27 protein-coding genes are annotated in these 22,919 nt (G+C 74.2%); 23 read left to right on the forward strand and 4 right to left on the reverse strand.

What is annotated here, in order from left to right:
• The first annotated feature begins 11 nt into the window (after window positions 1-11).
• Complete coding sequence (locus ACFTZA_RS14710) at window positions 12-503, forward strand: hypothetical protein (RefSeq protein ID WP_378196323.1); 492 nt, start codon at window positions 12-14, stop codon at window positions 501-503.
• A 108-nt stretch (window positions 504-611) separates the two neighbouring features.
• On the opposite strand, the gene fliW is transcribed toward ACFTZA_RS14710, so the two are convergent.
• Genes fliW through ACFTZA_RS14730 form a run of 4 tightly spaced genes read right to left on the reverse strand, consistent with a single transcriptional unit; the run spans window position 612 to window position 3,804 of the window.
• Window positions 612-977 carry a flagellar assembly protein FliW gene (gene fliW / locus ACFTZA_RS14715; RefSeq protein WP_378196325.1) on the reverse strand — a complete coding sequence of 122 codons (366 nt, stop codon included), beginning with the start codon at window positions 975-977 and terminating at the stop codon, window positions 612-614.
• Window positions 977-1,852: a flagellar hook-associated protein FlgL gene (gene flgL, locus ACFTZA_RS14720; protein ID WP_378196329.1), complete on the reverse strand. Its 876-nt coding sequence runs from the start codon at window positions 1,850-1,852 to the stop codon at window positions 977-979. Before flgL ends, fliW begins: the two co-directional genes overlap by 1 nt.
• Window positions 1,853-1,882: 30 nt before the next feature.
• Window positions 1,883-3,304, reverse strand: a complete 1,422-nt coding sequence (gene flgK, locus ACFTZA_RS14725) for a flagellar hook-associated protein FlgK (RefSeq protein WP_378196332.1) — start codon at window positions 3,302-3,304, stop codon at window positions 1,883-1,885.
• Between the two features lie 11 nt (window positions 3,305-3,315).
• Window positions 3,316-3,804 (reverse strand): flagellar protein FlgN, encoded by a 489-nt coding sequence (locus ACFTZA_RS14730; RefSeq protein WP_378196334.1) that lies wholly within the window; start codon window positions 3,802-3,804, stop codon window positions 3,316-3,318.
• Window positions 3,805-4,013: 209 nt separating this feature from the next.
• Here ACFTZA_RS14730 and ACFTZA_RS14735 point away from each other — a divergent pair, with 209 nt between their 5' ends.
• The 22 genes from ACFTZA_RS14735 to ACFTZA_RS14840 all read left to right on the forward strand — a co-directional run bounded on the left by ACFTZA_RS14735 (window position 4,014) and on the right by ACFTZA_RS14840 (window position 22,837).
• Window positions 4,014-4,814: a sigma-70 family RNA polymerase sigma factor gene (locus ACFTZA_RS14735; RefSeq protein ID WP_378196337.1), complete on the forward strand. Its 801-nt coding sequence runs from the start codon at window positions 4,014-4,016 to the stop codon at window positions 4,812-4,814.
• Between the two features lie 138 nt (window positions 4,815-4,952).
• Window positions 4,953-5,816 carry a flagellin gene (locus ACFTZA_RS14740; RefSeq protein ID WP_378196340.1) on the forward strand — a complete coding sequence of 288 codons (864 nt, stop codon included), beginning with the start codon at window positions 4,953-4,955 and terminating at the stop codon, window positions 5,814-5,816.
• A 137-nt stretch (window positions 5,817-5,953) separates the two neighbouring features.
• Complete coding sequence (locus tag ACFTZA_RS14745) at window positions 5,954-6,814, forward strand: flagellin (protein WP_378196343.1); 861 nt, start codon at window positions 5,954-5,956, stop codon at window positions 6,812-6,814.
• Window positions 6,815-7,007: 193 nt separating this feature from the next.
• Window positions 7,008-7,844, forward strand: coding sequence for a flagellin (locus tag ACFTZA_RS14750; RefSeq protein WP_378196346.1), 837 nt, complete (start codon window positions 7,008-7,010; stop codon window positions 7,842-7,844).
• A gap of 138 nt (window positions 7,845-7,982) precedes the next feature.
• Window positions 7,983-9,356, forward strand: coding sequence for a flagellar filament capping protein FliD (fliD, locus tag ACFTZA_RS14755; protein ID WP_378196349.1), 1,374 nt, complete (start codon window positions 7,983-7,985; stop codon window positions 9,354-9,356).
• Between the two features lie 26 nt (window positions 9,357-9,382).
• The gene (gene fliS, locus ACFTZA_RS14760; RefSeq protein ID WP_378196352.1) at window positions 9,383-9,805 is read left to right on the forward strand and encodes a flagellar export chaperone FliS; all 423 of its coding nucleotides are present in this window, start codon (window positions 9,383-9,385) and stop codon (window positions 9,803-9,805) included.
• A 4-nt stretch (window positions 9,806-9,809) separates the two neighbouring features.
• On the forward strand, window positions 9,810-10,169 hold the full coding sequence (locus ACFTZA_RS14765) for a hypothetical protein (RefSeq protein WP_378196355.1): 360 nt from the start codon (window positions 9,810-9,812) through the stop codon (window positions 10,167-10,169).
• A 205-nt stretch (window positions 10,170-10,374) separates the two neighbouring features.
• On the forward strand, window positions 10,375-10,716 hold the full coding sequence (locus tag ACFTZA_RS14770; protein WP_378196358.1) for a flagellar basal body rod protein FlgB: 342 nt from the start codon (window positions 10,375-10,377) through the stop codon (window positions 10,714-10,716).
• 2 nt (window positions 10,717-10,718) lie between these two features.
• Entirely contained in the window at window positions 10,719-11,111 is a 393-nt protein-coding gene (locus ACFTZA_RS14775) for a flagellar basal body rod protein FlgC (RefSeq protein WP_378196360.1), read from the forward strand.
• Between the two features lie 5 nt (window positions 11,112-11,116).
• Complete coding sequence (gene fliE, locus ACFTZA_RS14780) at window positions 11,117-11,455, forward strand: flagellar hook-basal body complex protein FliE (protein ID WP_378196364.1); 339 nt, start codon at window positions 11,117-11,119, stop codon at window positions 11,453-11,455.
• A 2-nt stretch (window positions 11,456-11,457) separates the two neighbouring features.
• Window positions 11,458-13,068, forward strand: coding sequence for a flagellar basal-body MS-ring/collar protein FliF (gene fliF / locus ACFTZA_RS14785; protein ID WP_378196367.1), 1,611 nt, complete (start codon window positions 11,458-11,460; stop codon window positions 13,066-13,068).
• Window positions 13,068-14,180 (forward strand): flagellar motor switch protein FliG, encoded by a 1,113-nt coding sequence (gene fliG / locus ACFTZA_RS14790; RefSeq protein WP_378196370.1) that lies wholly within the window; start codon window positions 13,068-13,070, stop codon window positions 14,178-14,180. Before fliF ends, fliG begins: the two co-directional genes overlap by 1 nt.
• Complete coding sequence (locus ACFTZA_RS14795) at window positions 14,170-14,784, forward strand: FliH/SctL family protein (protein WP_378196373.1); 615 nt, start codon at window positions 14,170-14,172, stop codon at window positions 14,782-14,784. The genes fliG and ACFTZA_RS14795 overlap by 11 nt, the downstream gene beginning before the upstream one ends.
• Window positions 14,781-16,130, forward strand: coding sequence for a FliI/YscN family ATPase (locus ACFTZA_RS14800; RefSeq protein WP_378196376.1), 1,350 nt, complete (start codon window positions 14,781-14,783; stop codon window positions 16,128-16,130). The genes ACFTZA_RS14795 and ACFTZA_RS14800 overlap by 4 nt, the downstream gene beginning before the upstream one ends.
• On the forward strand, window positions 16,130-16,564 hold the full coding sequence (locus ACFTZA_RS14805; RefSeq protein ID WP_378196379.1) for a flagellar FliJ family protein: 435 nt from the start codon (window positions 16,130-16,132) through the stop codon (window positions 16,562-16,564). Before ACFTZA_RS14800 ends, ACFTZA_RS14805 begins: the two co-directional genes overlap by 1 nt.
• 2 nt (window positions 16,565-16,566) lie before the next feature.
• Entirely contained in the window at window positions 16,567-17,247 is a 681-nt protein-coding gene (locus ACFTZA_RS14810) for a C40 family peptidase (protein WP_378196536.1), read from the forward strand.
• An 11-nt stretch (window positions 17,248-17,258) separates the two neighbouring features.
• The gene (locus tag ACFTZA_RS14815; protein ID WP_378196382.1) at window positions 17,259-18,875 is read left to right on the forward strand and encodes a flagellar hook-length control protein FliK; all 1,617 of its coding nucleotides are present in this window, start codon (window positions 17,259-17,261) and stop codon (window positions 18,873-18,875) included.
• Between the two features lie 12 nt (window positions 18,876-18,887).
• A complete protein-coding gene (locus ACFTZA_RS14820; RefSeq protein WP_378196385.1) occupies window positions 18,888-19,397 on the forward strand; it encodes a flagellar hook assembly protein FlgD in 510 nt (169 codons plus the stop codon).
• Between the two features lie 15 nt (window positions 19,398-19,412).
• On the forward strand, window positions 19,413-20,600 hold the full coding sequence (locus tag ACFTZA_RS14825; protein ID WP_378196388.1) for a flagellar hook protein FlgE: 1,188 nt from the start codon (window positions 19,413-19,415) through the stop codon (window positions 20,598-20,600).
• A gap of 186 nt (window positions 20,601-20,786) precedes the next feature.
• A complete protein-coding gene (locus ACFTZA_RS14830) occupies window positions 20,787-21,101 on the forward strand; it encodes a flagellar FlbD family protein (RefSeq protein ID WP_378196391.1) in 315 nt (104 codons plus the stop codon).
• Window positions 21,102-21,107: 6 nt separating this feature from the next.
• Window positions 21,108-21,881: a motility protein A gene (locus ACFTZA_RS14835; protein WP_378196394.1), complete on the forward strand. Its 774-nt coding sequence runs from the start codon at window positions 21,108-21,110 to the stop codon at window positions 21,879-21,881.
• Window positions 21,881-22,837: a flagellar motor protein MotB gene (locus tag ACFTZA_RS14840; protein ID WP_378196397.1), complete on the forward strand. Its 957-nt coding sequence runs from the start codon at window positions 21,881-21,883 to the stop codon at window positions 22,835-22,837. The genes ACFTZA_RS14835 and ACFTZA_RS14840 overlap by 1 nt, the downstream gene beginning before the upstream one ends.
• The last annotated feature ends 82 nt before the right edge of the window (window positions 22,838-22,919 follow it).

The following is a 22,919-nucleotide window of genomic DNA, read 5'->3' on the forward strand; positions in this document are numbered from 1 at the left end:
GGAGCACTCCTGTGATCACCGCGACGCCCCTGCCCCAGCTCAAGGAGCTGCGCGACCTGTACGGGGGCCTGGTCGGCCGTGACTGCACGGTCGAGCGCGTCAACGACCTCATGACGCCCGAGACGAAGCCCGGCGTGATCGTCGCCACCTACGTGAGCAACCGCGCGCAGGTGGAGGCGGTCGTCGCCGTCGACGTCTCCCTCGGCGCCTACCTGGGCGCCGCCATCGGCCTCATGCCGCCCGCCCCGGCGAAGGACGCCGTCGCCGACGGTGCGCTGAGCGACGTCCTGCTCGAGAACGTGGGGGAGGTCCTCAACGTCACCGCGGCGCTGTTCAACGCCGAGGGCGCGCCCCACCTCAAGCTCGCCGAGGTGTTCGACTCGACCCGCGGCGCCCTGCCGGGCGGGCCGGTGTCGTTCCTGCGCAGCACCGGCCGTCGGGTCGACGCCTCGGTCGAGATCGCCGGCTACGGCGGGGGAGCGCTGACCGTCGTCCTGCGCTGACCGCCCGTACGAGAACGGCTCGCCTCGTGGTCACGAGGCGAGCCGTTCTTTTCGTGTCCGCGTCCTCGCCGGGTGCCCGGGGAGGAGGTGCGGAGAGGGGTAGGTGGATCAGGCGGGGACGAGGGTCCGGCGCAGGTCGAGGTCCTGGCCCTCGAGGATCGTCTGGATCGCGGCACCCGTCCCGGGGTGCACGAGGACGGGAGCCACGAGGTTGACGCTCACGGAGCCGCCACGGGCGCTCGCCACGACGAGCAGCACGGGGTCTTCCTCGTCCGCGCCGATGCGCTCGAGGTCGGCCGCGGGGATGGCGGGCGCGTAGTCCGGCACCCAGCGGCTCGGGTCGAGCACGAGCATCTCGACGCCCGGGGCGTCGAGCGCGGCGAGCGTGTAGACGCCCTCGTCGGTCTCGGCGAGCAGCTCGTAGCGTCGGGCGTCGAGGCCCGGGGGCGGGGTCACGAAGGTGATGGTGGTCATCAGCGGATGTAGTCCAGGAGAGAGGGCTGCAGAAGGCTCGCGCCGATGCTCAGGGTCGCCTGGTAGGCGACCTGCTTGAGCTGCAGGTCGATGGCCAGCTCGGCGATGTCGGCGTCCTCGAGGGACGCGCGGTGGGACTCCAGGCCGACCTGGGACCCGAGGTTGGTGTCCGCGGCGCGCTCCAGCTGCTTCTGCCGGGCACCCACGGTGGTGTGCTGCGTCAGGACGGCGTCGAGACGCGCGTCGACGGCGGCGAGGTGGCCGCCGCTCCCCGTGCCGGCCCGCAGGTCGGCCGCCACGGTGTCCAGCAGCGCGAACACCGAGGTGGCGCCCTCGCCGAAGACGGCGGGGCCGTCGATGTCCACGCGGACGGTCGTGTCGGTACCGATGCGCCGCTCGACGCCCGTCCCGGCGCCGCCCGTGAAGGTGTAGTCGTCGCGGAAGGCGACGCCCTCGTCGGACGTGCCCGCGAACACGGTGCGGCCGAGGTACGTCGCGTTGGACTGGCGCATCAGCTCGTCGCGCAGCTCGACGATCTCCGAGGCGATCGCCTCGCGGGCGTCGTCCGACGCGGTGTCGGACGCGCCCTGGAGCACGAGGTCGCGCACGCGCTGGACGACGTCCGTCACGGTCGTGAGGGTCGTGTCGAGCGTCGCGAGCCAGCCCTCGCCGTTCGTGATGTTGCGCTCGTACTGCTTCTCCGTCGCGAGCTGGTTGCGGACGCCGAGGGCGTCGGCCGCGGACGACGGGTCGCTCGACGCGCGCGTGAGCTTGCGTCCCGAGGTGCCCTGCTCCTGCAGCTCGGCGATCCGGGCCAGGTTGGACTGCAGGCTCCTCGTCACGTACGACGACTGCATCTGGTTGGTGATGCGCACGGTTCTCCCCTCGCGGGCCGTTCGGCCGGGTTACAGGCCGACGCGGCCGGTGCGGTTGATGAGCTGGTCGAGCATCTCGTCGACGGCGGTGAGGACGCGCGCCGCGCCCTGGTAGGCGTGCTGGTACTGCATGAGGTTCACCGTCTCCTCGTCGAGCGAGACGGCGGAGTGCGACAGCAGGTCGTTGAACGCCGCCGTCGACGCCGTGGTCGCGAGCGTCGCGTCCTGGGTCGCCGAGGCCGAGCGCACGGCGAGCTGCGTGACGTGCGCCGCCCAGGCGGCGTCGGGGCCGTCGTTCGCGACGCCGAGACCGGCGATCGCGTCGGCGACGGAGCCGTCGAGCGCGCCCCCGCCCGCGGCAGCGGTCGCGACCCCGCCGGGCGTGGTGACGGCGACCTGGAGGCCCGCGGCCGCGGGCTTGCCCGCCTGGAACGTGAAAAAGCTGCCGCCGGGGGCGCCCGACGGCGTGGTCGCCGTCGCGTGCAGCGCGTTGACCTGGTTCGCGATCGTGGTGGCGAGCGTGTCGTAGCCGGCGGCGGCCTGGGCGTGGATGCCGCCGGAGGTGGCCGGCGCCATCGCCGAGAGGTGGCCCGCGAGCTCGCCGCCCTCGAGCGCGACGGCCGCACCGGGACGGTGCGCCCACTCGAGGCGGACGGGGTCGCCGGCGGTGCCGTCGAGCGACGCCGAGCCGGCCAGGCGGACCTCGTTCACGCGGTTGCCGTCGACGAGGAAGTTGCCGCCGACGAGCACGTTGACCGTGCCGTCCGCGTTGTCGCTCGTCCGGGCCCCGGCGAGACGGGCCAGCTCGCTCGTGAGCTGGTTGCGCCGGTCGACGAGCTCGTTGACCGAGCCGCCCTGCCCGGCCGCGTTGAGGATCTGGGTGTTCAGCGCGGCGATCTTGTCGGCAGCGGTGTTGACCTCCGCGACGAGTGAGCCGGCGGTCGTCCGCGACTGGTCCCACGCCGTCTCGACGCGACCGCGGCCCTCCGCGAGCCGGCCGACGATCGCGTTCGCCTCCTCGATGACCACCCAGGCCTGCGCGTCCTCGCCCGGCGAGTTCGCGACGTCCTGCCACGCGCCCCAGAAGGACTGGAGCGCGGCGGACAGGCCGTTGTCGGACGGCTCGCCGTGAATGTCCTCCACCGCCCGGTACGCGTCGGCGCGCACCGACGCATAGCCGTCGTTCGACGCGGTCTGGCGGACCCGCGCCTCGAGGAAGAGGTCCCCGAGCCGCGCGACGCCGTCGACGCTCACGCCCTGGCCGTTGCGCGTCTGCTGGGCGAGGCGGCCGAGACCCATCTCGCCGAGCGGCGCCACGGCGGACTGCTGGACGCGCTGGCGCGTGTAGCCGTCCGTGTTGACGTTGGACACGTTCTGGCCGGTGACGTCCATGCCCGCCTGGGCGGCGCTCAGCCCCCGGAAGGCGGTGTTGAGGATGGCGAACGAGCTCACGGGGCGACTCCCTACAGGACCGTGTCGAAGAGGTGGGCGACGGCGGACTGCGACGTGGCGGTGCCGGTGGCGTCGTAGGTGCGCGCCTCGCCGCCGAGCGTCGCGAGCGTCTCCTGCGTCGACCGCGCGGCGTGGTTGACGAACTGCGTGTTGGCGTCGCGCACGGTCTTGATGCGCACCGTCAGCTCGGTGAGGCCGGTGAGGTGCCCTTCGAAGATCTCGCGCCAGGGGCCGCCGGACGGCGCGGCGGCGACGATCTCGCGCAGGGGCACGTCCGGCTCGAGGCCCCACGACGTCGCGACCGACTCGGACGCGACGGTGCGCACCAGCGTCGCCTCGCGCACCTTCTCCATGACGGTCTCGACCTCACGGTTGGCGTGCGCGAGCCAGCGCGTGCGTCCTGCGGTGAGGAGCAGCTGCTCCTCCTCGAGCTTGAACAGCAGCATCTCGAGCAGCTCGCGCTCTCGCCACAGCAGGGTCGACAGCTCCTGAGGGCCCAACGTGCCTCTCCCTTCCGTGCGCGACGACGGCGGGCACAGGCCCGCTCGGTGAGCACTGTCGGCCGCCCGGAGGCCGATGTGGGGCGCAGATCGCGACTGATCTGCGCGCCGCGCGCATGGAGGCACCAGACGCGGTCGCCGCCGCGTGCCCCGACAGCGTCCTCCTCGGTGCCGCACCGAGGTCGTGCCCAGCAGAAAGGAGCTCCGGCGTGAACCTCTCCGAGCGCAACGCACTCGTCGTGGACAACCTCGCCCTCGTGGGCTTCCTCGTCTCGGACCTGTGCGCTCGCGCGGACCACCTCTCGCGCGAGGACCTCGCGTCCGTGGGTGCGATCGCGCTCACCACCGCGGCCGGCACCTACGACCCCTCGCGCGGGGTGCCCTTCGGGGCCTACGCCCGCCGTCGCATCGTCGGGGCGCTCGCCGACGAGCTGCGCTCCCAGGACTGGGCGCCGCGCTCGGCGCGCAAGCGCATCAAGGAGCTGACGGCGGTGGAGCAGGCGCTCACCGCGTCGCTGGGGCGCGAGCCCACCGACGCCCAGCTCGCCGAGGCGATGGGCGTCTCGGTGGCGGACGTGCGCTCCATCCGCGACGACGCGGGCCGCTCGATCGTCGCCATGGAGGACGCGACCTACGAGCACGTGGTGCTCGACGGTCCCGGCCCGGAGGAGCAGGTGCTCGCGGTCGAGGAGCGGCACGTCGTGCGGGAGGCGGTCGCCGCCCTGCCGTCGCAGCTGCGCTACATCGTCGAGCAGGTCTACTTCGTGGGGCGCAGCGTGGGCGAGCTCGCCGAGGAGCTCGGCATCGGCCACTCGACGGTCTCGCACGCGCGCATCGAGGCCGTCCGGCTCCTGCGCGAAGGCCTCCAGGCGCACTACCCGGACCGGGAGCCGCCCGCGGTGGCCGCGCCGTTGTCCGCCCGTCGGCGCGAGTACCTCGCCGAGGTGGGCGAGCGGGTCGCGGGCGGCGCCACGCGGCGCGGCGCGTGGGACGTCCCGGCCGCCTCCTGACGACCGCCCGTCCGCGCACGCTCGTCCGGGCCGCGCGCCCACCACGGCGCCCCGCGAGCCGACAGTGTTCCGTGACGGGCCGTCGTCGGCCCCGGGTCACCCGGCCCGACCGGGCCGAGGACGAAGGGATGAGGGAACGTGGGCTTCTCGATCGTGACGAACGTGGCGGCGAACGCCGGCTACCGCCAGCTCTCGGTGACCCACCGCGCGAAGGACGAGTCCGCGGAGCGGCTCGCCTCGGGCCTGCGGATCAACGAGGCCGCCGACGACAGCGCCGGGCTCACGACCGCGGAAGGGCTCCGCGCCCAGGCCAACGGCAGCGCGGTGGCGCAGCGCAACGCGGCGGACGCCGTCGCCATGCTGCAGACCGCCGACGGCGCGCTCGACGGCATCCACGACCTCCTGCACCGCATGCGCGACCTCGCGCTCCAGGCGGCGTCGGACACGAACGGCCCGGACGCCCGTGCGGCGCTCGAGGCCGAGCTGGGAGCGCTCGCCGAGGAGGTGAGCCGTGCCCACAACGAGTCGAGCTTCAACGGTGACCTCCTCCTGCACAGCGAACCGACGGTGACGTTCCAGGTGGGTTCCGAGGGGGACGCGGCGTCGACGATCGCGGTCCAGCTCCCGCGCGTGACGTGGGCCGTGACGTCGGTGCTCGTCGCTGGCACCGGCGCGCTCTCGGTGAGCCTCACGGGAGCCGGCGACCCGGACGCGGCGCACGAGACGTCGCGGGCGGCGGTCGAGGCCGTCGACCGGGCCATCGCCCGCGTGTCCGAGGAGCGCTCGCGCATGGGCGCGACGATCAACCGGCTCGAGCGCGCGGCCCACGTCGCGAGCGGGACGGCTCAGAACCTGCGGGCCGCCGAGTCCGCGATCCGCGACGCGGACATCGCGAAGGAGGTGCGCGACGACGCCCGGCTCGGGCTCCTCGCGCAGGCCGGCACCGCGATGCTCGCGCAGGCGAACCAGGCCCCGTCGAGCGTCCTGCAGCTCCTCGGCTGAGCCCTGCGCCGGGTGAAAAGGCAGGTCGTCCGGGGTTCGGCGCCCACTGACCGGGCGGTGCTGCCGAGAGTGCTCGGTGACCGGCCCACGGATGGGCTGGGGGATCATCCGACCGCCCGTCTCACGGAGGACGTCTCATGGGCTTCAGCGTCAACACCAACGTCTCGGCACTCAACACGTACCGGAACCTCACCAACACCCAGGCCAGCCAGAGCAAGTCGCTCGAGAAGCTGTCCTCGGGTCTGCGGATCAACCGCGCGGCCGACGACGCCGCGGGCCTGTCGATCGCCGAGGGCCTCAAGGCCCAGGTGAACGGCTACGCGGTCGCGGCGCGCAACGCGCAGGACGGCATCTCGGTCGTGCAGACCGCCGAGGGCGCGCTGGGCGAGGCCCAGTCGATCCTGCAGCGCATGCGTGACCTGTCGGTGCAGGCGGCCAACGACACGAACAACGACGACGCGCGCACCGCGATCAAGTCCGAGATCGACGAGCTCGCGAACGAGCTCGGCCGCATCGTCGACTCGACGAACTTCAACGGCATCGACCTGCTGACCGCGGCGGCCACGGACCTCACGGTCCAAGTGGGCGCCGAGGGCTCGGCCGGCGGTGGCAACACCATCACCGTCGACCTCACCACGAACAACCTGTCGACGATCCTGGGCGCGGGCGTCTTCACCACGGGCACCCCCGGTGCCACGGTGACCGTCGACACGGCCGCCAACGCGCAGGCGGCCATCGAGACGCTCGACACCGCGCTGACCGCCGTCTCGACGGCGCGCTCGGGCCTGGGTGCGACGCAGAACCGTCTCGAGTACGCGATCTCCAACATCAACGTCGCGGCCGAGAACCTGACGGCGGCCGAGTCGCGCATCCGCGACGTCGACATGGCCAAGGAGATGATGAACTACTCGCGCACGAACATCCTGGCGCAGGCCGGCACGGCGATGCTCGCGCAGGCGAACCAGTCGACCGCGGGCGTGCTCCAGCTCCTCGGCTGACGCGTCCCGCCGGGCACGGACGGCGTCGCACCTCACCGGTGCGGCGCCGTTCGTCGTCCCCGCCCGTGGGGGCGGCGACGCGCTGCCCGAAGTCGGGGGCCACGAGCGGGCGGCGCCTGCCGACAGTGCTCGGTGACCGGCCCACGGATGGGCTGGGGGATCATCCGACCGCCCGTCTCACGGAGGACGTCTCATGGGCTTCAGCGTCAACACCAACGTCTCGGCACTCAACACGTACCGGAACCTCACCAACACCCAGGACAGCCAGAGCAAGTCGCTCGAGAAGCTGTCCTCGGGTCTGCGGATCAACCGCGCGGCCGACGACGCCGCGGGCCTGTCGATCGCCGAGGGCCTGCGTGCGCAGGTCAACGGCTACGCGGTCGCGGCGCGCAACGCGCAGGACGGCATCTCGGTCGTGCAGACCGCCGAGGGCGCCCTCGGCGAGGCCCAGTCGATCCTGCAGCGCATGCGCGACCTGTCGGTGCAGGCGGCCAACGACACGAACAACGCCGACGCACGCACCGCGATCCAGTCCGAGATCGACGAGCTCGCGGACGAGCTCACCCGCATCGTCGAGTCGACGAACTTCAACGGCATCGACCTGCTGACCGCGGCGGCCACGGACCTCACGGTCCAGGTGGGCGCCGAGGGCACCGCCGCCGGCGGCAACACGATCACGGTCGACCTGACCACGAACGACCTCGAGACGATCCTCACGCCGCTGGTGCTGGACGTCGAGACGGACGCGGCGAGCGCACAGGCCGCGATCGAGCTCGTCGACACCGCGCTGACCGCCGTCTCGACGGCGCGCTCGGGCCTGGGTGCGACGCAGAACCGTCTCGAGTACGCGATCTCCAACATCAACGTCGCGGCCGAGAACCTGACGGCGGCCGAGTCGCGCATCCGCGACGTCGACATGGCCAAGGAGATGATGAACTACTCGCGCACGAACATCCTGGCGCAGGCCGGCACGGCGATGCTCGCGCAGGCGAACCAGTCCACCGCGGGCGTGCTCCAGCTCCTCGGCTGACCCTGACCACCCGGCGGGCGGCCCGGACCGACCTCCCCGCCGCCCGTCGGGTGCCGTCCGCCGCCCCGCCGCGCACGCCGCGGCGCCCGAGCCGGCACCTCCCTCGAACCCCACCCCGCGCACCTGGAGGCGACCCCCGTGAGCATCTCCTTCTCCGGTCTGTCGAGCAACCTCAACACCGGCGCCATCGTGGACCAGCTCATCCAGGTGGAGTCCATCCCGCAGCTTCAGCTGCAGTCCAAGGTCAAGGCGCAGCGCAGCGAGATCACCGCGCTGCAGGACCTCAACACGCGCATCGCCGCCCTGGCGAAGACCGCGAAGGAGCTGGCGAAGAGCGACGCCCTGGCGAAGTTCACGGCCACGAGTTCGTCCGACGCCGTCACCGTCACGGCCGGCGAGGGCGCCAGCGCGGGCAGCCTCGACGTGGTCGTCGACCGGGTGGCGGCCGCGCAGAAGTCCGTCACCGCCGCGATGGCCACGGCGTCGGGCACCGCGTTCACGCTGACCGACGCCGACGGGAACCACACCGAGATCACCGCCGCGTCGACCTCGCTCGACGACGTCGTCGCCGCGGTCAACGCCGCGGACGGCGGCGTGCGCGCCGTCAAGGTCGCGGCCGGGACCGACGCGGGCACGGGCCAGACGCTGTACCGCCTCCAGCTCACCGCCACCGAGACCGGCGCCGCGAGCGCGTTCTCGTTCCACGCCGGCACCGCCGCCGAGGTGGACGCCGGCACGGCGACCGACCTCCTCGCCGCCCCCGGTGCCGCGACGGTCACGGCCGCCGCCGACTCCTCCGTCCGCCTGTGGGCAGGGACCGCCGCGGAGCAGACCGTGACGTCCGCGTCCGCAACCTTCGCCGACCTGCTGCCCGGCGTGGACGTCACCGTCTCCAAGGCGTCGACCGACCCCGTCACCGTGACGGTCGGCGACGACGCCGACGCGCGCGCCGCCACGGTGCAGGGTCTCGTGGACGCCGTGTCCGCCATCCTGTCGCGCATCACCGCGCAGACCAAGGTGACGATCGGCTCCGACGGCAGCACGTCGGGCGCCACGCTCGCCGGCGAGTCGGTCGTGCGCTCCGCGCGCCAGACGCTGCTCGACGCGATGACCTACCCCGTGGACGGCACGTCCCTCGCGGCGATCGGCATCGAGATCACGCGCTACGGGGACATCACGTTCGACGCCGAGAAGCTCGGGACGGCCCTCGCGGAGGACCCGGACGCCGCCACCACGCTCTTCTCCCAGGTCGCCACCCGCGTGCAGGACGCCGCCGAGACCCTGTCCGACAAGTACGACGGCCTGCTCACGACCTCCATCCAGAACCGCGAGACGACCGCGAAGCGCCTGGACGACCAGATCGCCGGGTGGGACCTGCGCCTCGAGCAGCGACGCGCCCGCCTCACGTCGCAGTTCGTCGCGATGGAGGTGCAGCTCGCGAAGCTGGACTCGCAGCAGCAGTGGCTGACCGGGCAGCTCGCGGCGCTGACCCCGCAGCAGCGTACGAACTGACCCGTTCCGTCACCCCAGGAGCACCCGTGAACCCCCTCGTCCACAGCGCCTACGGGCGCGACGCCGTCCTCACCGCGTCCCCGGCGCGCCTGCTCACCATGCTCTACGACCGCCTCGTGCTCGACCTCCGTCGGGCGGAGACGGCGCAAGGGGAGGAGCGGTGGTCCGTCGCGTCCGAGCAGCTCCTGCACGCCCAGGCGATCGTCGCCGAGCTCATGGGCTCGCTCGACACCACGGTGTGGGACGGTGCCGAGGACCTCATGGCCCTCTACCTGTACATGCACGAGGCGCTCGTGGCCGCGAACGTGCACCGCGACATCGCCCGCACGCACGAGGTGATCGAGCTCGTCGTCCCGCTGCAGGAGACGTGGCGGCAGGCGGCGGAGCAGCTTCCCGCCGGTCACGGTCGCGCGTCGCTCGGCCCCGGTTCGGTGTCCGGTGTCGCCTGAGGCCGTGGAGCCGTCCGACCTCCCGCCCGGCCCGACGTCGGACGCAGGACGGAGCGGCGCCGTTGCGGCGACGGCGGCGTGGGAGCGTGTGCTCGACGAGCTCGAGACCATGGCCGGGGACGCCGGCGAGCACGCGGGGGAGTCCGCCGTGGCCCGCCTCCTCGCGTGGGAGCCGCCGCAGGGCCTGGGCCCGCTGCCGCCGTCGCTCGTCGAGCGCGCGCTCGACGTGGTCGCCCGGCTGGGCGGGGCGGTCGGGGGCCTGCACGCCGCGATGGCGAGCAACCGGCGCCACGTCCGCGCGCTCGGTGCCGTGCCGCCCGCCCACGACCCCACGGCCGCGGCCTACCTCGACGTGAGCGCCTGACGCGGCACGACGCACGCGGGCTCACCGTGAGGACGCCTGCATAGGGCCCCGCGTGAGCACACGACGCGCCGGGGGGCACGCGGTCCGCAGGACGTCGGGTGACGCACGGCGGCCGGACGGTCGCCGACAGTCCAGGGTGAGCACGGACCGCTCGCCACGCAGGCCATCGGACGGCCGACACCGACGACGTGGGGATGCCGCGCCCGTGTTCGACTCCGTCACCTCTCTCGCGCTCCAGAGCGCCCTCGACGGGCTGTCCGCCCGCCAGCGCGCGATCGCCGAGAACGTCGCCAACATCAACACCCCCGGCTACACCGCCCGGCGCGTGCAGTTCGAGGAGGCCCTCGCCGTCTCGGTCCGCGAGGGCGACGGCCGTGCCGCCTTCACCGAGGCGCGCTCGCTCGAGCCCACGCAGCTCAACGGCTCGAACGTCAACCTCGACACCGAGACGGTCTCCAACGTCGACACCGTGCTGCGGTACCAGTTCGCCACGCAGGCCGTCGGCGGCGAGGCGAACGCCCTGCGCGCGGCGATGAGGACGGCCTGACCATGACCTTCGACGCGCTCGGCATCGCCGGAACCGGCCTCACGCTGCACCGCAAGTGGCTCGACGCGGTCTCCGACAACCTCTCCAACGTGAACACGGTGCGCGCCACCGACGACGTCGCGTTCCAGGCGCGGTACGTCCTCGCGGTCGAGGGCGGCGACGACAACCCCGGCGCCTACGTCGCGGGAGCCGCGTGGGGCGACGCGGAGGGACGGCTCACGTACGAGCCGAACCATCCGCTGGCCGACGCCGACGGGTACGTGCGCTACCCCGACATCGACCTCTCCGAGCAGATGGGCCACCTGATCATGGCCCAGCGCGGCTACCAGGCCAGCGCCGCGGTGGTCGACCGCGCCAAGACCGCGTACGAAGCAGCCCTGCAGATCGGGAAGTGAGCCCCATGCCTCTCTCCTCCGTGGAGCCCACGACCGCGACCGGCTACCTCGCCGGCGTCACGACGGCCGACCTCGCCGGTGCGGTGCCCGTCGCCCGCGCCGAGCAGGTCGGTGCCGCGGGCGCGACGGCGTTCGCCGACGTGCTCGGCGGCGCGGTCGACAGCACCCAGCAGCTGCAGGCGACGTCCAACGAGCTCGCCGTCGCCGCCGTCACCGGGGACCTGGAGGACGTCCACCGGGCGACCATCGCCTCCACCCGCGCCCAGACGACCCTCGAGCTCGTCGCGGCCGTGCGCAACAAGGCCGTCGACGCGTTCACCGAGATCATGAGGATGCAGGCCTGACGATGCCCGAGAAGATCAAGTCGTCGTTCGGCCGCGCGTTCGGGGCGGTCCGCGACTTCACCGTCGCGCAGCGCACGCTCGCGCTGCTCGCGCTGGCGATCCTCGTCGTCGCCGTCGTGGCGCTCGTGTCCTGGGCGTCGCGCCCGACGTACACGCCCCTGTTCTCGGGGCTGTCGAGCGCGGACGCGTCGGCCGTCGTGGACCAGCTGCGCTCGCAGGGCGTGCCGTACCAGCTGACCGACGGCGGCTCGACGGTGCTCGTGCCCGACGAGCAGGTGTACGAGCAGCGCCTGACCGCCGCGACCGCGGGCCTGCCCGCCGACGAGCCGACGGGCGGCTACAGCCTCCTCGACGAGATGGGCGTCACGTCGAGCGAGTTCCAGCAGGACGTCACGTACAAGCGCGCGCTCGAGGGCGAGCTCGCCCGCACGATCTCCGCGATGGACGTCGTCGACACCGCCTCGGTGCAGCTCGCGATCCCCGAGGAGACGGTGTTCGCCGCCGAGCAGGGCACGCCGACGGCGTCGGTGTTCGTCGCCCCGGCCCGCGGCGCGAGCTTCACGACCGACCAGGTGAACGCCATCGTGCACCTCGTCTCGGCGTCGATCGACGGCATGGCGCCGACCGACGTGGCCGTGATCGACGCGAACGGCGAGGTGCTCTCCGAGGTCGGCGTGGGCACGCGGTCCACCGGCCAGCAGGCGAGCGAGTACGAGCAGAAGGTCACGCAGCAGGTGCAGGCCATGCTCGACCAGGTCGTCGGCGCGGGGAACTCCACCGTCGCGGTCACGGCCGAGATGGAGCTGTCCAGCTCCGAGCGGCTCGAGGAGACCTTCGGCACGCCCGAGGAGGCGCCCGTCCTCAACGAGGCGACCACGACGGAGGAGTACACCGGCGCCGGCGCCGGTGCGGCGGGCGTGCTGGGGCCCGACAACATCGCGGTGCCGGGTGGCGGCGGGGGCGACTCCACGTACCGGTCGGAGGACACGACCCGCAACAACGCGATCGACAAGGTCACCGAGACGACGACGACCCCGGCGGGCGTGCTCACCCGGCAGACGGTGTCGGTCGCGCTCGACGCCGAGGCCGCGGGTGCCATGAACATCAACGCGATCAACGGCCTCGTGGCCGCCGCGGCAGGCATCGACCCCGAGCGCGGCGACGCCGTCGAGGTCCAGGTGCTGCCGTTCGACACCACGGCGGCCGAGCAGGCGCAGGCCGCGCTCACCGCGGCGGAGGAGGCCGCGGCGGCCGAGCGGCAGGCGCAGCTGCTGCGCACGGCGGCGGTCGTCGCCGGGGTGCTGCTCGCGGCCCTGGTGATCCTCGCCCTGTGGCGCCGCTCGCGCCGGCGTCGTGAGCGCCGGGAGACGGTCGACATCGGCGACCTCGAGCTCATGGGTGCGCAGGACGAGTTCCTCGGCCTGCCCGGCGGGGACGGCGACGCCGAGCTCGAGGCCGTGCCCGAGAGGCCGCAGATCCAGCCCCCGACGCCGCGGTTCTCGAGCGTCGACCAGCGTCGCGCCGAGGTGGACGCGCTCGCCGGGGCCGACCCGGACAAGACCGCGGAGTACCTGCGGGTGCTCCTCGCCGAGGACCGGGCGGGGGTGTCCTGATGAGCGTGGCCACCGCGGAGCCGGCGACCGCGCCGGCACCCGACGCCGCGACGCTGCCGGTGGCGGCGCCCACGCCGGCGCCGTCGGCCGAGGCCGTGCGCAAGGTCGCCGCGATGAGCGGGGTGCAGAAGGTCGCGCTCGTCCTCATGCAGATGAGCCAGGAGCGCGCTGCGACGATCATGTCGCTGTTCTCGGAGGAGGAGGCCGGCGAGGTCGCGGCGGAGATCATGCGCACGCAGGTCGTGGACGCCGACCTGGCGATCGCGGCCCTCGACGAGTTCTACGACATGGCGCTGTCCGGCAACCCGCGCCCGCGCGGCGGCAAGGACTTCGCGGTCGGGCTGCTCGAGGCGTCGCTGGGCGCCGACCGGGCCGCCGACGTCGTCGACCGGCTCGTGTCCAGCATGCAGGGCAAGGCCTTCGAGTACCTCGACGGCACCGACCCCGGCCAGATCGTGTCCCTGCTCGACGGCGAGCACCCGCAGACCGTCGCGCTCGTCCTCGCGCACCTCGGCTCGGGCGCGGCGTCCTCGGTCCTGGCGAACCTCGCGGACGAGTACCGCACCGACGTCGCGCAGGCGCTCGCCACCATGGGCACCGCGTCGCCCGAGGCGGTCAAGCTCGTCTCCGAGCAGTTCCGCACGCGCATGGGCGCGAGCATCACCCCGCGGCAGCCGGTCGAGATCATCGGCGGCGTCCAGCCGCTCGTCGACATCATCAACCGCTCGGACGCGGCGACGGAGAAGGCGGTGCTCGAGGGGCTCGAGGCCCGCGACCCGCAGCTCGCCGAGGAGGTCCGCTCGCGGATGCTCACGTTCGAGGACATCGCCTCGTTCGAGGCGCGCGACGTCCAGGTCATCCTGCGCGGCGTCGAGATGGCCGTCCTGGCGCTCGCGATGAAGGGGACGTCGAACCGGGTCGTCGAGACGATCACGAAGAACATCTCCGAGCGCAACCGCGCGCTGCTCGACGACGAGATCAAGGGTCTCGGCGGCGTGCGCATGAGCCAGGTCGAGGAGGCGCGGGCCGAGATCGTCCGCATCATCCGCGACCTGGAGGCCGGCGAGAAGATCACCATCCACCGCACGGACGGAGACGAGCTTGTCTACTGACACCCGGTTCGTGCCGCAGGCCGTCCCCGTCCTGCCCAGCGCACGGCTGCAGGAGGTGGAGGCGTCGGCCTCCGCGCGCGGGTACGCCGCCGGGTACGCCGCCGGCGCCCGCGCGGCCCAGCAGGACGCCGCCCGCGCGCGCGCCGAGCTCGAGGCGGAGCACGCCCGGCGGGTCGCCGAGCAGGCGGCGCGGACCGAGCGCGCTCTCGCCGTGCTCCGCGAGGCGGCCCGCGCGCTCGGCGAGCGCACCGTCCCGGTGGTCGCCGAGGCCCAGGACGCCACCGTCCGCGGCGCGCTCGACCTCGCCGAGTCGATCGTCGGGTTCCAGCTCGCGGACCGCTCGCGGGCGGCGCAGGCCGCGCTCGAGCGCGTGACCGCGTCGGCCGAGGGCGCGGTCGTCGCGGTCCGGCTGCACCCGGACGACGTGGACCTGCTCGCCGAGACGGGCGTGGCCGACGCGCTGCTCGTGCCGGACCCGGCGCTGCGGCGGGGCGACGCCGTCGCCGACCTGGAGCACGGCTTCCTCGACGCCCGCGTCCGTACCGCCGTGGAACGTGCCCGCGCCGCGCTCGCGGACCCGGGCACGACCGGGGGAGGGGCATGAGCGTCGCGACGCCCCAGGCGCCCGCCGCCGCGAGGGCCGGCCTCCTCGGGCCGCTCCTCGCCGCCGCGCGGCCCGAGCGCGTGGGTGTCGTGACGTCCGCGGTCGGCCTCAGCCTGGAGGTCGCGGGTCTCCGGTGCGCGATCGGCGACCTGGTCCGCGTCGGCGACGGCGCGCACGGCGTGGACGCCGAGGTCGTGGCGACGTCGGACGGGCGCGCCCGCTGCATGCCGCTGGGCCGGGTCACGGGGGTGGGCGCCGGCGACCCGGTGCGCGCGCAGGGTGCCGGCACGCTCGTCCCGACCGGGCGCGGCCTCACGGGCCGCGTGATCGACGCGCTCGGGCGGCCCGTCGACGGCAAGGGGCCGCTCACCGTGTCCGCCCGCGTCCCGGTCGACCACGACGCGCCGCGCGCGATGGACCGTGCCCGGATCACGACGCCGCTCCAGACGGGCGTGCGCGTGCTCGACACGCTCACGACCATCGGTCGCGGCCAGCGCATCGGCCTGTTCGCCGGGTCGGGCGTCGGCAAGTCGTCGCTGCTGTCGATGATCACCCGCGGCACGGACGCGGAGGTGTCCGTCATCGCCCTCGTCGGCGAGCGTGGCCGCGAGGTGCGCGAGTTCCTCGAGGACGACCTCGGCCCCGAGGGGCTGGCCCGCTCGGTCGTCGTGGTGGCGACCTCCGACGAGCCGGCGATGATGCGCAAGCGGGCCGCGTTCACCGCCACCCGGATCGCCGAGTCGTTCCGCGACGCCGGCTCCCACGTGGTGCTCATGATGGACTCCCTCACGCGCGTGTCCATGGCGCAGCGCGAGATCGGGCTGTCCGTCGGCGAGCCTCCCGCGACGCGCGGCTACCCGCCGTCGACGTTCTCCCTCATGGCGGGCCTCCTGGAGCGCGCGGGCACCGGTCCCACCGGCTCCATCACGGGCGTCTACACCGTGCTCGTCGACGGTGACGACCACAACGAGCCGATCGCCGACCAGGCGCGCTCGGTCCTGGACGGGCACGTGGTGCTCGACCGCGCGATCGCCGTCGCGGGCCACTACCCGGCCGTCGACGCGGTCGGCTCGGTCTCGCGCGTCGCCTCGCGCGTGACCACGCCGGAGCAGCGGTCCGTCGCGCTCACGCTGCGCGCGGTGCTCGCGGCGCGGCGCGCGGCCCAGGACATGATCGACATCGGGGCGTACAAGAAGGGCTCGAACCCGCTGGTCGACGCGGCGCTGGAGCACGAGGGCGCGATCGACGCCTTCCTGCGCCAGGCCATGACGGACCAGACACCGGCCGACGAGTCGTGGTCGCGTCTGACGCGCCTCGCCCAGGCCCTGACCGCAGGGGAGGCGTGATGGCCGGCAGGTTCCGGCTCGCGGGCGTGCTGCGCCTGCGCAAGCTCGAGGAGGACCAGGCGCGGATGCGTCTCGTCGAGGCGGACGCCGACCTCACGCAGACGCTCGACCGCGTCGGCGGGCTGGCCGCGTACGTCGACGCGTCGCCCGCCCTGGCGAGCAGCAACGCGTCGCTCGCCGCGATCGCGGCCTCGCGCGCGGCGTCGAGCTCCCTGTTCGCGGTGCTGGAGGCCGAGTCGCGCCTGCGCGTGCAGGAGGTCGACGAGGCGCGGGCCGAGCTGCAGCGCGCGCGCACGGCCTCCCTGGGGCTCGAGAAGCTCCAGGAGCGGCACGACGACGACACGGCGCGCGCCGAGGGCCGCGCCGAGCAGGCCACGCTCGACGAGGTCGCCTCGTCCACGGTCCGCCCGCCCGAGAGGACGGCCGGTCCGTGAGCATGATCCAGGCCCTCGCCCGCGTCGACGAGATCCGCTCGGGCTTCGCCTCGCTCCAGGAGCCCGCCGTCGCGCGGTCCACCGCGTCCGCGGGCGCGACCGCCGCGGGGGCGGCGACCGGCGCCGCCGACTTCGCCTCCGTCCTGGCGTCCGTCACGGGCACGACGGGTGCCGGGTCCGCCGACCTGACCACCGGTCTGCTGTCGGCGCTCCCCGGCGCGCAGGCCGGCACCGACGACCTCGCGAGTCGGCTGTGGTCCGCGCTCGCGCCGGGCTCCGGGGCCGCCCCTGCCACGGCGACCGCGCCCGCCACCACCGGGGGCGGCACCGTCGGGGCGGCCGTCGTCGAGACGGCGCGCGAGTACCTCGGGGTGCCGTACGTGTGGGGCGGGGAGAGCCTCGCCGAGGGCGGGCTCGACTGCTCCGGCCTGGTCCAGCTCGTGCTGGGCCGGCACGGTGTCGACGTGCCGCGCGTCGCGGCCGACCAGATGCGCGTGGGCACGGAGGTGGCGTCGCTCGCCGAGGCACGGGCCGGCGACCTCGTCGTGCAGCGCGGTGGCAAGCACATCGGCATCTACGTCGGCGACGGCCGGATGATCCACGCCCCGCGACCCGGGGAGACCGTCGAGATCACGCCCGTGACCGACGCCTCCGTCACGACCATCCGCCGCGTCGTCGGCTGAGGAGCACAGCGATGACCATCAGCACCCTGCCGCTGCCCGTGGCGTCCCGGCCGGCTCCCGGCCCGGGCACCACCCGGACGGGCGGCGCCGACGACTTCGGCCGCACGCTCGCGGCGGTCGCCGGCGAGGGCTCGCGCCCGGGGCCGTCGGGGCCGTCACGGGACGCCTCCCGGGCGCCGGGCGCCGGCGACGGGTCCGCGCGCCCCGCGGGCGACGCCGGCCCCGCGGCCGTCGAGGACGGCACCGGCACGGGCAGCGTCGGCACCGACGGCAGCGTCGGCACCGAGGGGACTCACGGGACTCACGGCACCACCGACGGCACGCCCGGCGGCGCGGACGACGCCGCCGCGCGGGCCGCCGCCGACGCGGCGCTCGTGACCGCGGGGGAGACCGTCGTCCCGGCGGGTGGTGCACCCGCAGCGCTCCCGGACGGTGTCGTGGGCACCGTCGTCGACGGCCCGACCGCCGAGGCCGCCGGCGTGCCTGCGACCGCTGTCGAGGCCGCGGACGCCGCCGACGCCGCGGTGGCGCCTGCCGACGACGCCGCCGACACCGCGGGCACGCCCGGCAGGGCCGGAGCGGCGACGCCCCCGGCGGCGACCGGGACCACCGCGGGAGCACCTGCGCCCGGCGCCCCGGCGACCGTCGCGGTCGCCGCGGCCGCGACGCAGGGCGGCCCGGGGGCCGGTACGACGTCGGCCGCCGCGACCACCGGCGCTTCCCCGACCCGTGCGGCGACCGGCGCCACCGCGGGGACCGGCGCCGCGGCGGGCGCCGCAGCGCCCGGCACGGGTGCGTCCGGGTCGGCCGCCGTCACCGCCACGGGGCCCGGCACGGCGGCTGCGGGTCCGGCGTCGACGGGTGCCGCAGGTGCCGGCACGACCGCCTCCGGCGCGGCGGCGACCGGCGCGGCTCCGGCGGCGGCTGCGGTGCCCGTCGCGCCGCAGGCCGCGCCGCCCGCCGAGGCGCCGGCGTCCTCGTCCGCACCGGTGCCGGCGTCCGCGCCGGCCGAGATCCTGGTCGCGCCGCCCGCCGAGGGCGCGCCCGACCTGCCCGTCGTGACCGTCCCCGCGGTCCCGACGACGCCGGTGGCCGTCGCAGCGCAGGGGGCTGCGACGGCCCCGGCCTCACCTCCGGCGGCGCCGTCGCTGCACGCCCAGGTGTCCGGGCCGGTCTTCCAGCTGGTGGACGCGGGCGACGGCGACCACGTGCTGACGCTGTCGGTGACGCCCGAGAACCTCGGGCCCGTCACCGTGCGGGCGCACATCACCGGCGGCGAGCTGCGGATCGAGCTCTTCGCACCCCACGACACCGGTCGCGAGGCGCTGCGCGCGCTCGTGGCCGACCTGCGTCGCGACCTGGCCGGCCTCGCCCCGTCCGCGAGCCTCTCGGTCTCGACCTCGGACGCGCCGCCCGCCGCGGGCGACGGCGACGCCGGCTCGTCGGACGGCCGCGGTGCCGCGCTCGGCGACGGGCGCGACGACGGCAGCGGTGACGGGCGCGACGCACGGGCGTCGACCCCCGGCACCGGGCACCGGTCCGCGTGGTCGTCCGCCGTCACCCCCACCGAACCGACAGCCGGCGACGGCACGTCGGGCGCCACCGTGCGCCTCGACGTCCTCGTCTGAGGAAGGAGCGACGTGCCCGTCGACCCCGTGCCCACGGCGACATCCAGCGCGATGTACGCCACCCCGCCCGTCCGCGCGCCCAAGCAGGACTACGACGGCGAGCTCTTCATGGAGCTGCTCGTCACCCAGCTGCGCAACCAGGACCCGTCCGCCTCGATGGACACGAGCGAGATCGTCAGCCAGACGACGTCGCTCGCCATGATGGAGGCGCTCAACACGATGAGCGACCTCGTGAAGCAGGTCGACCTCCGCCAGCAGGAGGCGTTCGCGCTGCAGATGCGCTCCACCGCCGCCGACCTCCTCGGCAACCAGGTCTCCTACCTCGACGACAAGGGCGTCGAGCACACCGGGACCGCCACCGCGGTGTCGTTCCACGACTCCGTCCCGACCGTGACGATCGGCGGGGTGACGGTCGACCTCGACCAGGTCTCCGCCGTCACCCGCACGGCGACCGACCCCTCCGGCACCCCGGCACCGACGGACGGCGCCACCTCGACCCCTGGCCGCGGCGACGCCGCCTGACCGAAAGGACCCCTCGTGCTCCGCTCCCTCAACACCGGAATCTCCGGCCTGCGCGCCCACCAGAACATGCTGGACGTCACGGGCAACAACATCGCGAACGTCAACACGACGGGCTTCAAGTCCTCGCGCACCCAGTTCCAGGACACGCTGTCGCAGCTCGTCGCCGCGGGTGTCGCCCCCGACCAGGAGGTCGGCGGGGCCAACCCGGCGCAGATCGGCCTCGGCGTCACGACGGCGGCCATCACCACCCAGTTCACGCAGGGCGCGGCGCAGACGACGGGCGTGCCGACGGACCTCATGATCAACGGCGACGGGTTCTTCGTGGTCGAGCGCGGCGGCCAGCCGTTCTACACGCGCAACGGTGCGTTCAACTTCGACCCGATGGGGCGCCTCGTCAACGCGAACGGCGACTTCGTCCAGGGGTGGACCGCGCAGGACGGCGTCGTCGACACCGACAGCCCGCTCGGCAACCTCACGATCCCGGTCGGGGACGTCATCCCCGCCGAGCCCACCACGTCGGTCTCGTTCGGCGGCAACCTGCCGACGGACGCCGCCGCCGGCACGGAGCTCGTGCGCGACGTCGAGGTGTTCGACGCGCTCGGGGCCTCCACGATGGTCTCGCTCCGGTTCACCACCACGGGCGGCGGCGCCTGGTCGGTGAGCGCGGAGGACACGGCGACCGGCGCGGCCCTCGCCGGCCCGCAGGCCCTGACGTTCACCGACGGCGCGCTGACGGGCGGCGGCACGTTCGCGCTGCCCGGCGGCGTGACCGTGGACCTCGCCGCGGTCACGTCGTACGCGAAGCTGTCGAACGTCGCGGTCGCGAGCAAGGACGGCGGGGCGGCCGGTTCGCTGACGTCCTACTCGGTCTCGGGCGACGGCTCGATCGTGGGGCGCTACTCCAACGGCCGCACCGAGGTGCTCGGCCAGGTCGCTCTCGCGACGTTCACGAACGCCCCGGGCCTGGAGAAGGCGGGCGACTCGCTCTACGCCGCGACGCAGTACTCGGGCGACGTCGTCGTCGGTGCCGCGGGCGACCAGGGGATCGGCTCGCTCACCGCGGGCGCGCTCGAGATGTCGAACGTGGACCTGTCGCAGGAGTTCACGAACCTCATCGTCTCGCAGCGCGGCTTCCAGGCGAACTCGCGCGTCATCACCACCTCGGACGAGGTGCTCCAGGAGCTGGTGAACCTCAAGCGCTGACCCCGTCCCGCGGGGCCCGCGCACCGGCCGCCGACGCCTCGCCGCACGAGGCGCCGGCGGCCGGTCCCGTCCCGGGACCGTCTCACCCCCACCAGAGCGGGTGGCGTGCCGAGAGTGCACGTCGGGGAGCGCTGCTCCTCGCCCGACCGACCTCCGAACCCGACCTCCCGACCCGAAGGTGGAACCGTGATCGTCCTCACGCGCTTCAACTCCGAGCGCATCGCGGTCAACGCGGACCTCGTGGCCCGTGTCGACACCAGCCCGGACACCCGGGTGACGATGATCGACGGCTCGCGGTACATCGTGACCGAGTCGATGGCGGACGTGATCCGGCTGATCGAGGAGTACAAGGCACGCGTGCTCGCCCTCGCGCGCTCCGTCCCCGACCTCGCGGACCGGGCGCCGCTCGAGCTCGTGCGCAGAGCACCCCGAGACTCCACCGACCCCGACGACGGCCGCCCGGTCGACGTGACCCCGCTCCCCGCCCCGCGGACGAAGTAGGCACCCATGGACCCCGCAACCCTCATCGGCATCCTCGTCGCGTTCGCCTCGCTCGTCGCGATGGTGTACCTCGAGGGCGCCCACATCACGTCGATCCTGCTGCCCGCCCCGATCATCCTCGTGTTCGGCGCGAGCATCTTCGTCGCAATCGCGTCCGGCACCCTCAAGGACTCGCTCGTGGCGCTCAAGGCGCTGCCGCGCGCGTTCACGGGCAAGGTCGCGAAGCCCGCCGACGCGATCGAGGAGGTCGTGCGCGCCGCCGAGACGGTGCAGAACGACGGAGGGCTCCTCGCCCTCGAGGCGGAGTCGCAGAAGACGGACGACCCGTTCCAGCGCAGCGCCCTGCAGTCGCTGGCCGACGGCGCGGACGCGGACCAGCTGCGCACGCTGCTCGAGGAGCGCATCGACACCAAGGCGCGCGAGGACGCCGTCGCGTACGACTTCTACAACGCGATCGGCGGGTACGCGCCGACGATCGGCATCGTCGGCACCGTCGTGTCCCTCACCCACGTGCTCGAGAACCTGTCCGAGCCGTCGGAGCTCGGCCACATGATCGCCGCGGCGTTCATCGCGACCCTCTGGGGCATCCTCTCGGCCAACTTCATCTGGCTGCCCATCGGCGCGAAGCTCAAGCGGCTGTCCGACCTGGAGGTCGAGCGGCTCAACGTCCTGCTCGAGGGCTACATGTCGATCCAGGCAGGTTCCCGGCCGCGCGTCATCGACGAGCGCCTGCGGACGATGGTGCCCCGCTGGTCGCTGCCCGCGGACAAGGCGGCCTGATGGCCCGGCGCGGTGCGAAGGGCCACGGCGGGGGCGGCGGCGGTGGCGGCGGCCACGACACCGGCGGCAGCGGCCGCTGGATGGTCTCGTACATGGACATGGTCACCGTCCTCATGTGCCTGTTCATCGTCCTGTTCGCCATCAGCTCCGTCGACCAGGCCAAGTACCAGGAGCTCAAGTCGTCCCTCGCGGCCGGCTTCGGCACGGTCGAGGACGGCGTCGTGGTCGAGCAGGTCATCGAGAACCCGGCCGACGAGCCCGTCGAGGAGGGTGTCGAGTCCGAGCTCGAGACCGACCTGGAGCGCGCGATCGCCGAGGTCGCCGACCTCACCGCCCTGCGCGACGCGATGGCGCGCGACCTCGCCGCCCACGGCGAGTCGGACTCGGTGCGGTTCGAGATCGACGAGCGCGGGCTCACGGTGCGCCTCGTCTCCGCCGACACCTTCTTCTCCACGGGCCGCGCGGACCTCACCGCCGAGGCCCGGACGGTGCTCGACGTGGTCGGGCCCGTCCTGGCTCCCACGTCCCACCAGATCCAGGTCGAGGGGAACGCGGACCAGCGCGCGCACGTCGGGACGCGCTACGCGACCAACTGGGAGCTGTCGACGGGTCGCGCCACGGCCGTGCTGCGGCACCTCGTCGAGCAGGACGGCATCGCGGCGCAGCGCATCGCGGCCGTCGGGTTCGGCTCCGCACGGCCGATCGCCGAGGGCACCAGCCCCGAGGCGCTCGCGATGAACCGTCGCGTCGACATCATGGTGCTCTCGGCGCAGCCCGAGGCCGTGCGCGCCCTCATTCCCGGCGTCCTCAGCGGCGCGCTGAGCGCCGCCGACGCGGCGCAGGGCGTGGCGGGCGCAGCAGGCACGGCGGGTGCAGCGGGTACGGCGGGCACGGAGGCCGGCGACGGCGCCGAGGCGGCCGCGGCACGAGGCGGTCCGGCACCCGCGGAGGACTGAGGCGGTACGGCACCCGGCGCGCGCCGACCCCACGCCCGCACGCGTCCCCGCCGCCGGGCGGCGACGCGCAGGCTCCGCCGCG

Origin of the sequence: Cellulosimicrobium sp. NPDC057127, assembly GCF_042670945.1 — a bacterium.
Taxonomy (GTDB): domain Bacteria; phylum Actinomycetota; class Actinomycetes; order Actinomycetales; family Cellulomonadaceae; genus Cellulosimicrobium.

What these genes read in the sequence shown, in the direction of transcription:
- fliW (WP_378196325.1), bottom strand. Translation starts at nt 977, where the DNA reads ATGACCACCATCACCTTCGTGACCCCGCCCCCGGGCCTCGACGCCCGA.
- ACFTZA_RS14745 (WP_378196343.1), top strand. Translation starts at nt 5,954, where the DNA reads ATGGGCTTCAGCGTCAACACCAACGTCTCGGCACTCAACACGTACCGG.
- ACFTZA_RS14750 (WP_378196346.1), top strand. Translation starts at nt 7,008, where the DNA reads ATGGGCTTCAGCGTCAACACCAACGTCTCGGCACTCAACACGTACCGG.
- ACFTZA_RS14775 (WP_378196360.1), top strand. Translation starts at nt 10,719, where the DNA reads ATGACCTTCGACGCGCTCGGCATCGCCGGAACCGGCCTCACGCTGCAC.
- fliE (WP_378196364.1), top strand. Translation starts at nt 11,117, where the DNA reads ATGCCTCTCTCCTCCGTGGAGCCCACGACCGCGACCGGCTACCTCGCC.
- fliF (WP_378196367.1), top strand. Translation starts at nt 11,458, where the DNA reads ATGCCCGAGAAGATCAAGTCGTCGTTCGGCCGCGCGTTCGGGGCGGTC.
- fliG (WP_378196370.1), top strand. Translation starts at nt 13,068, where the DNA reads ATGAGCGTGGCCACCGCGGAGCCGGCGACCGCGCCGGCACCCGACGCC.
- ACFTZA_RS14800 (WP_378196376.1), top strand. Translation starts at nt 14,781, where the DNA reads ATGAGCGTCGCGACGCCCCAGGCGCCCGCCGCCGCGAGGGCCGGCCTC.
- ACFTZA_RS14805 (WP_378196379.1), top strand. Translation starts at nt 16,130, where the DNA reads ATGGCCGGCAGGTTCCGGCTCGCGGGCGTGCTGCGCCTGCGCAAGCTC.
- ACFTZA_RS14810 (WP_378196536.1), top strand. Translation starts at nt 16,567, where the DNA reads ATGATCCAGGCCCTCGCCCGCGTCGACGAGATCCGCTCGGGCTTCGCC.
- ACFTZA_RS14815 (WP_378196382.1), top strand. Translation starts at nt 17,259, where the DNA reads ATGACCATCAGCACCCTGCCGCTGCCCGTGGCGTCCCGGCCGGCTCCC.
- ACFTZA_RS14835 (WP_378196394.1), top strand. Translation starts at nt 21,108, where the DNA reads ATGGACCCCGCAACCCTCATCGGCATCCTCGTCGCGTTCGCCTCGCTC.
- ACFTZA_RS14840 (WP_378196397.1), top strand. Translation starts at nt 21,881, where the DNA reads ATGGCCCGGCGCGGTGCGAAGGGCCACGGCGGGGGCGGCGGCGGTGGC.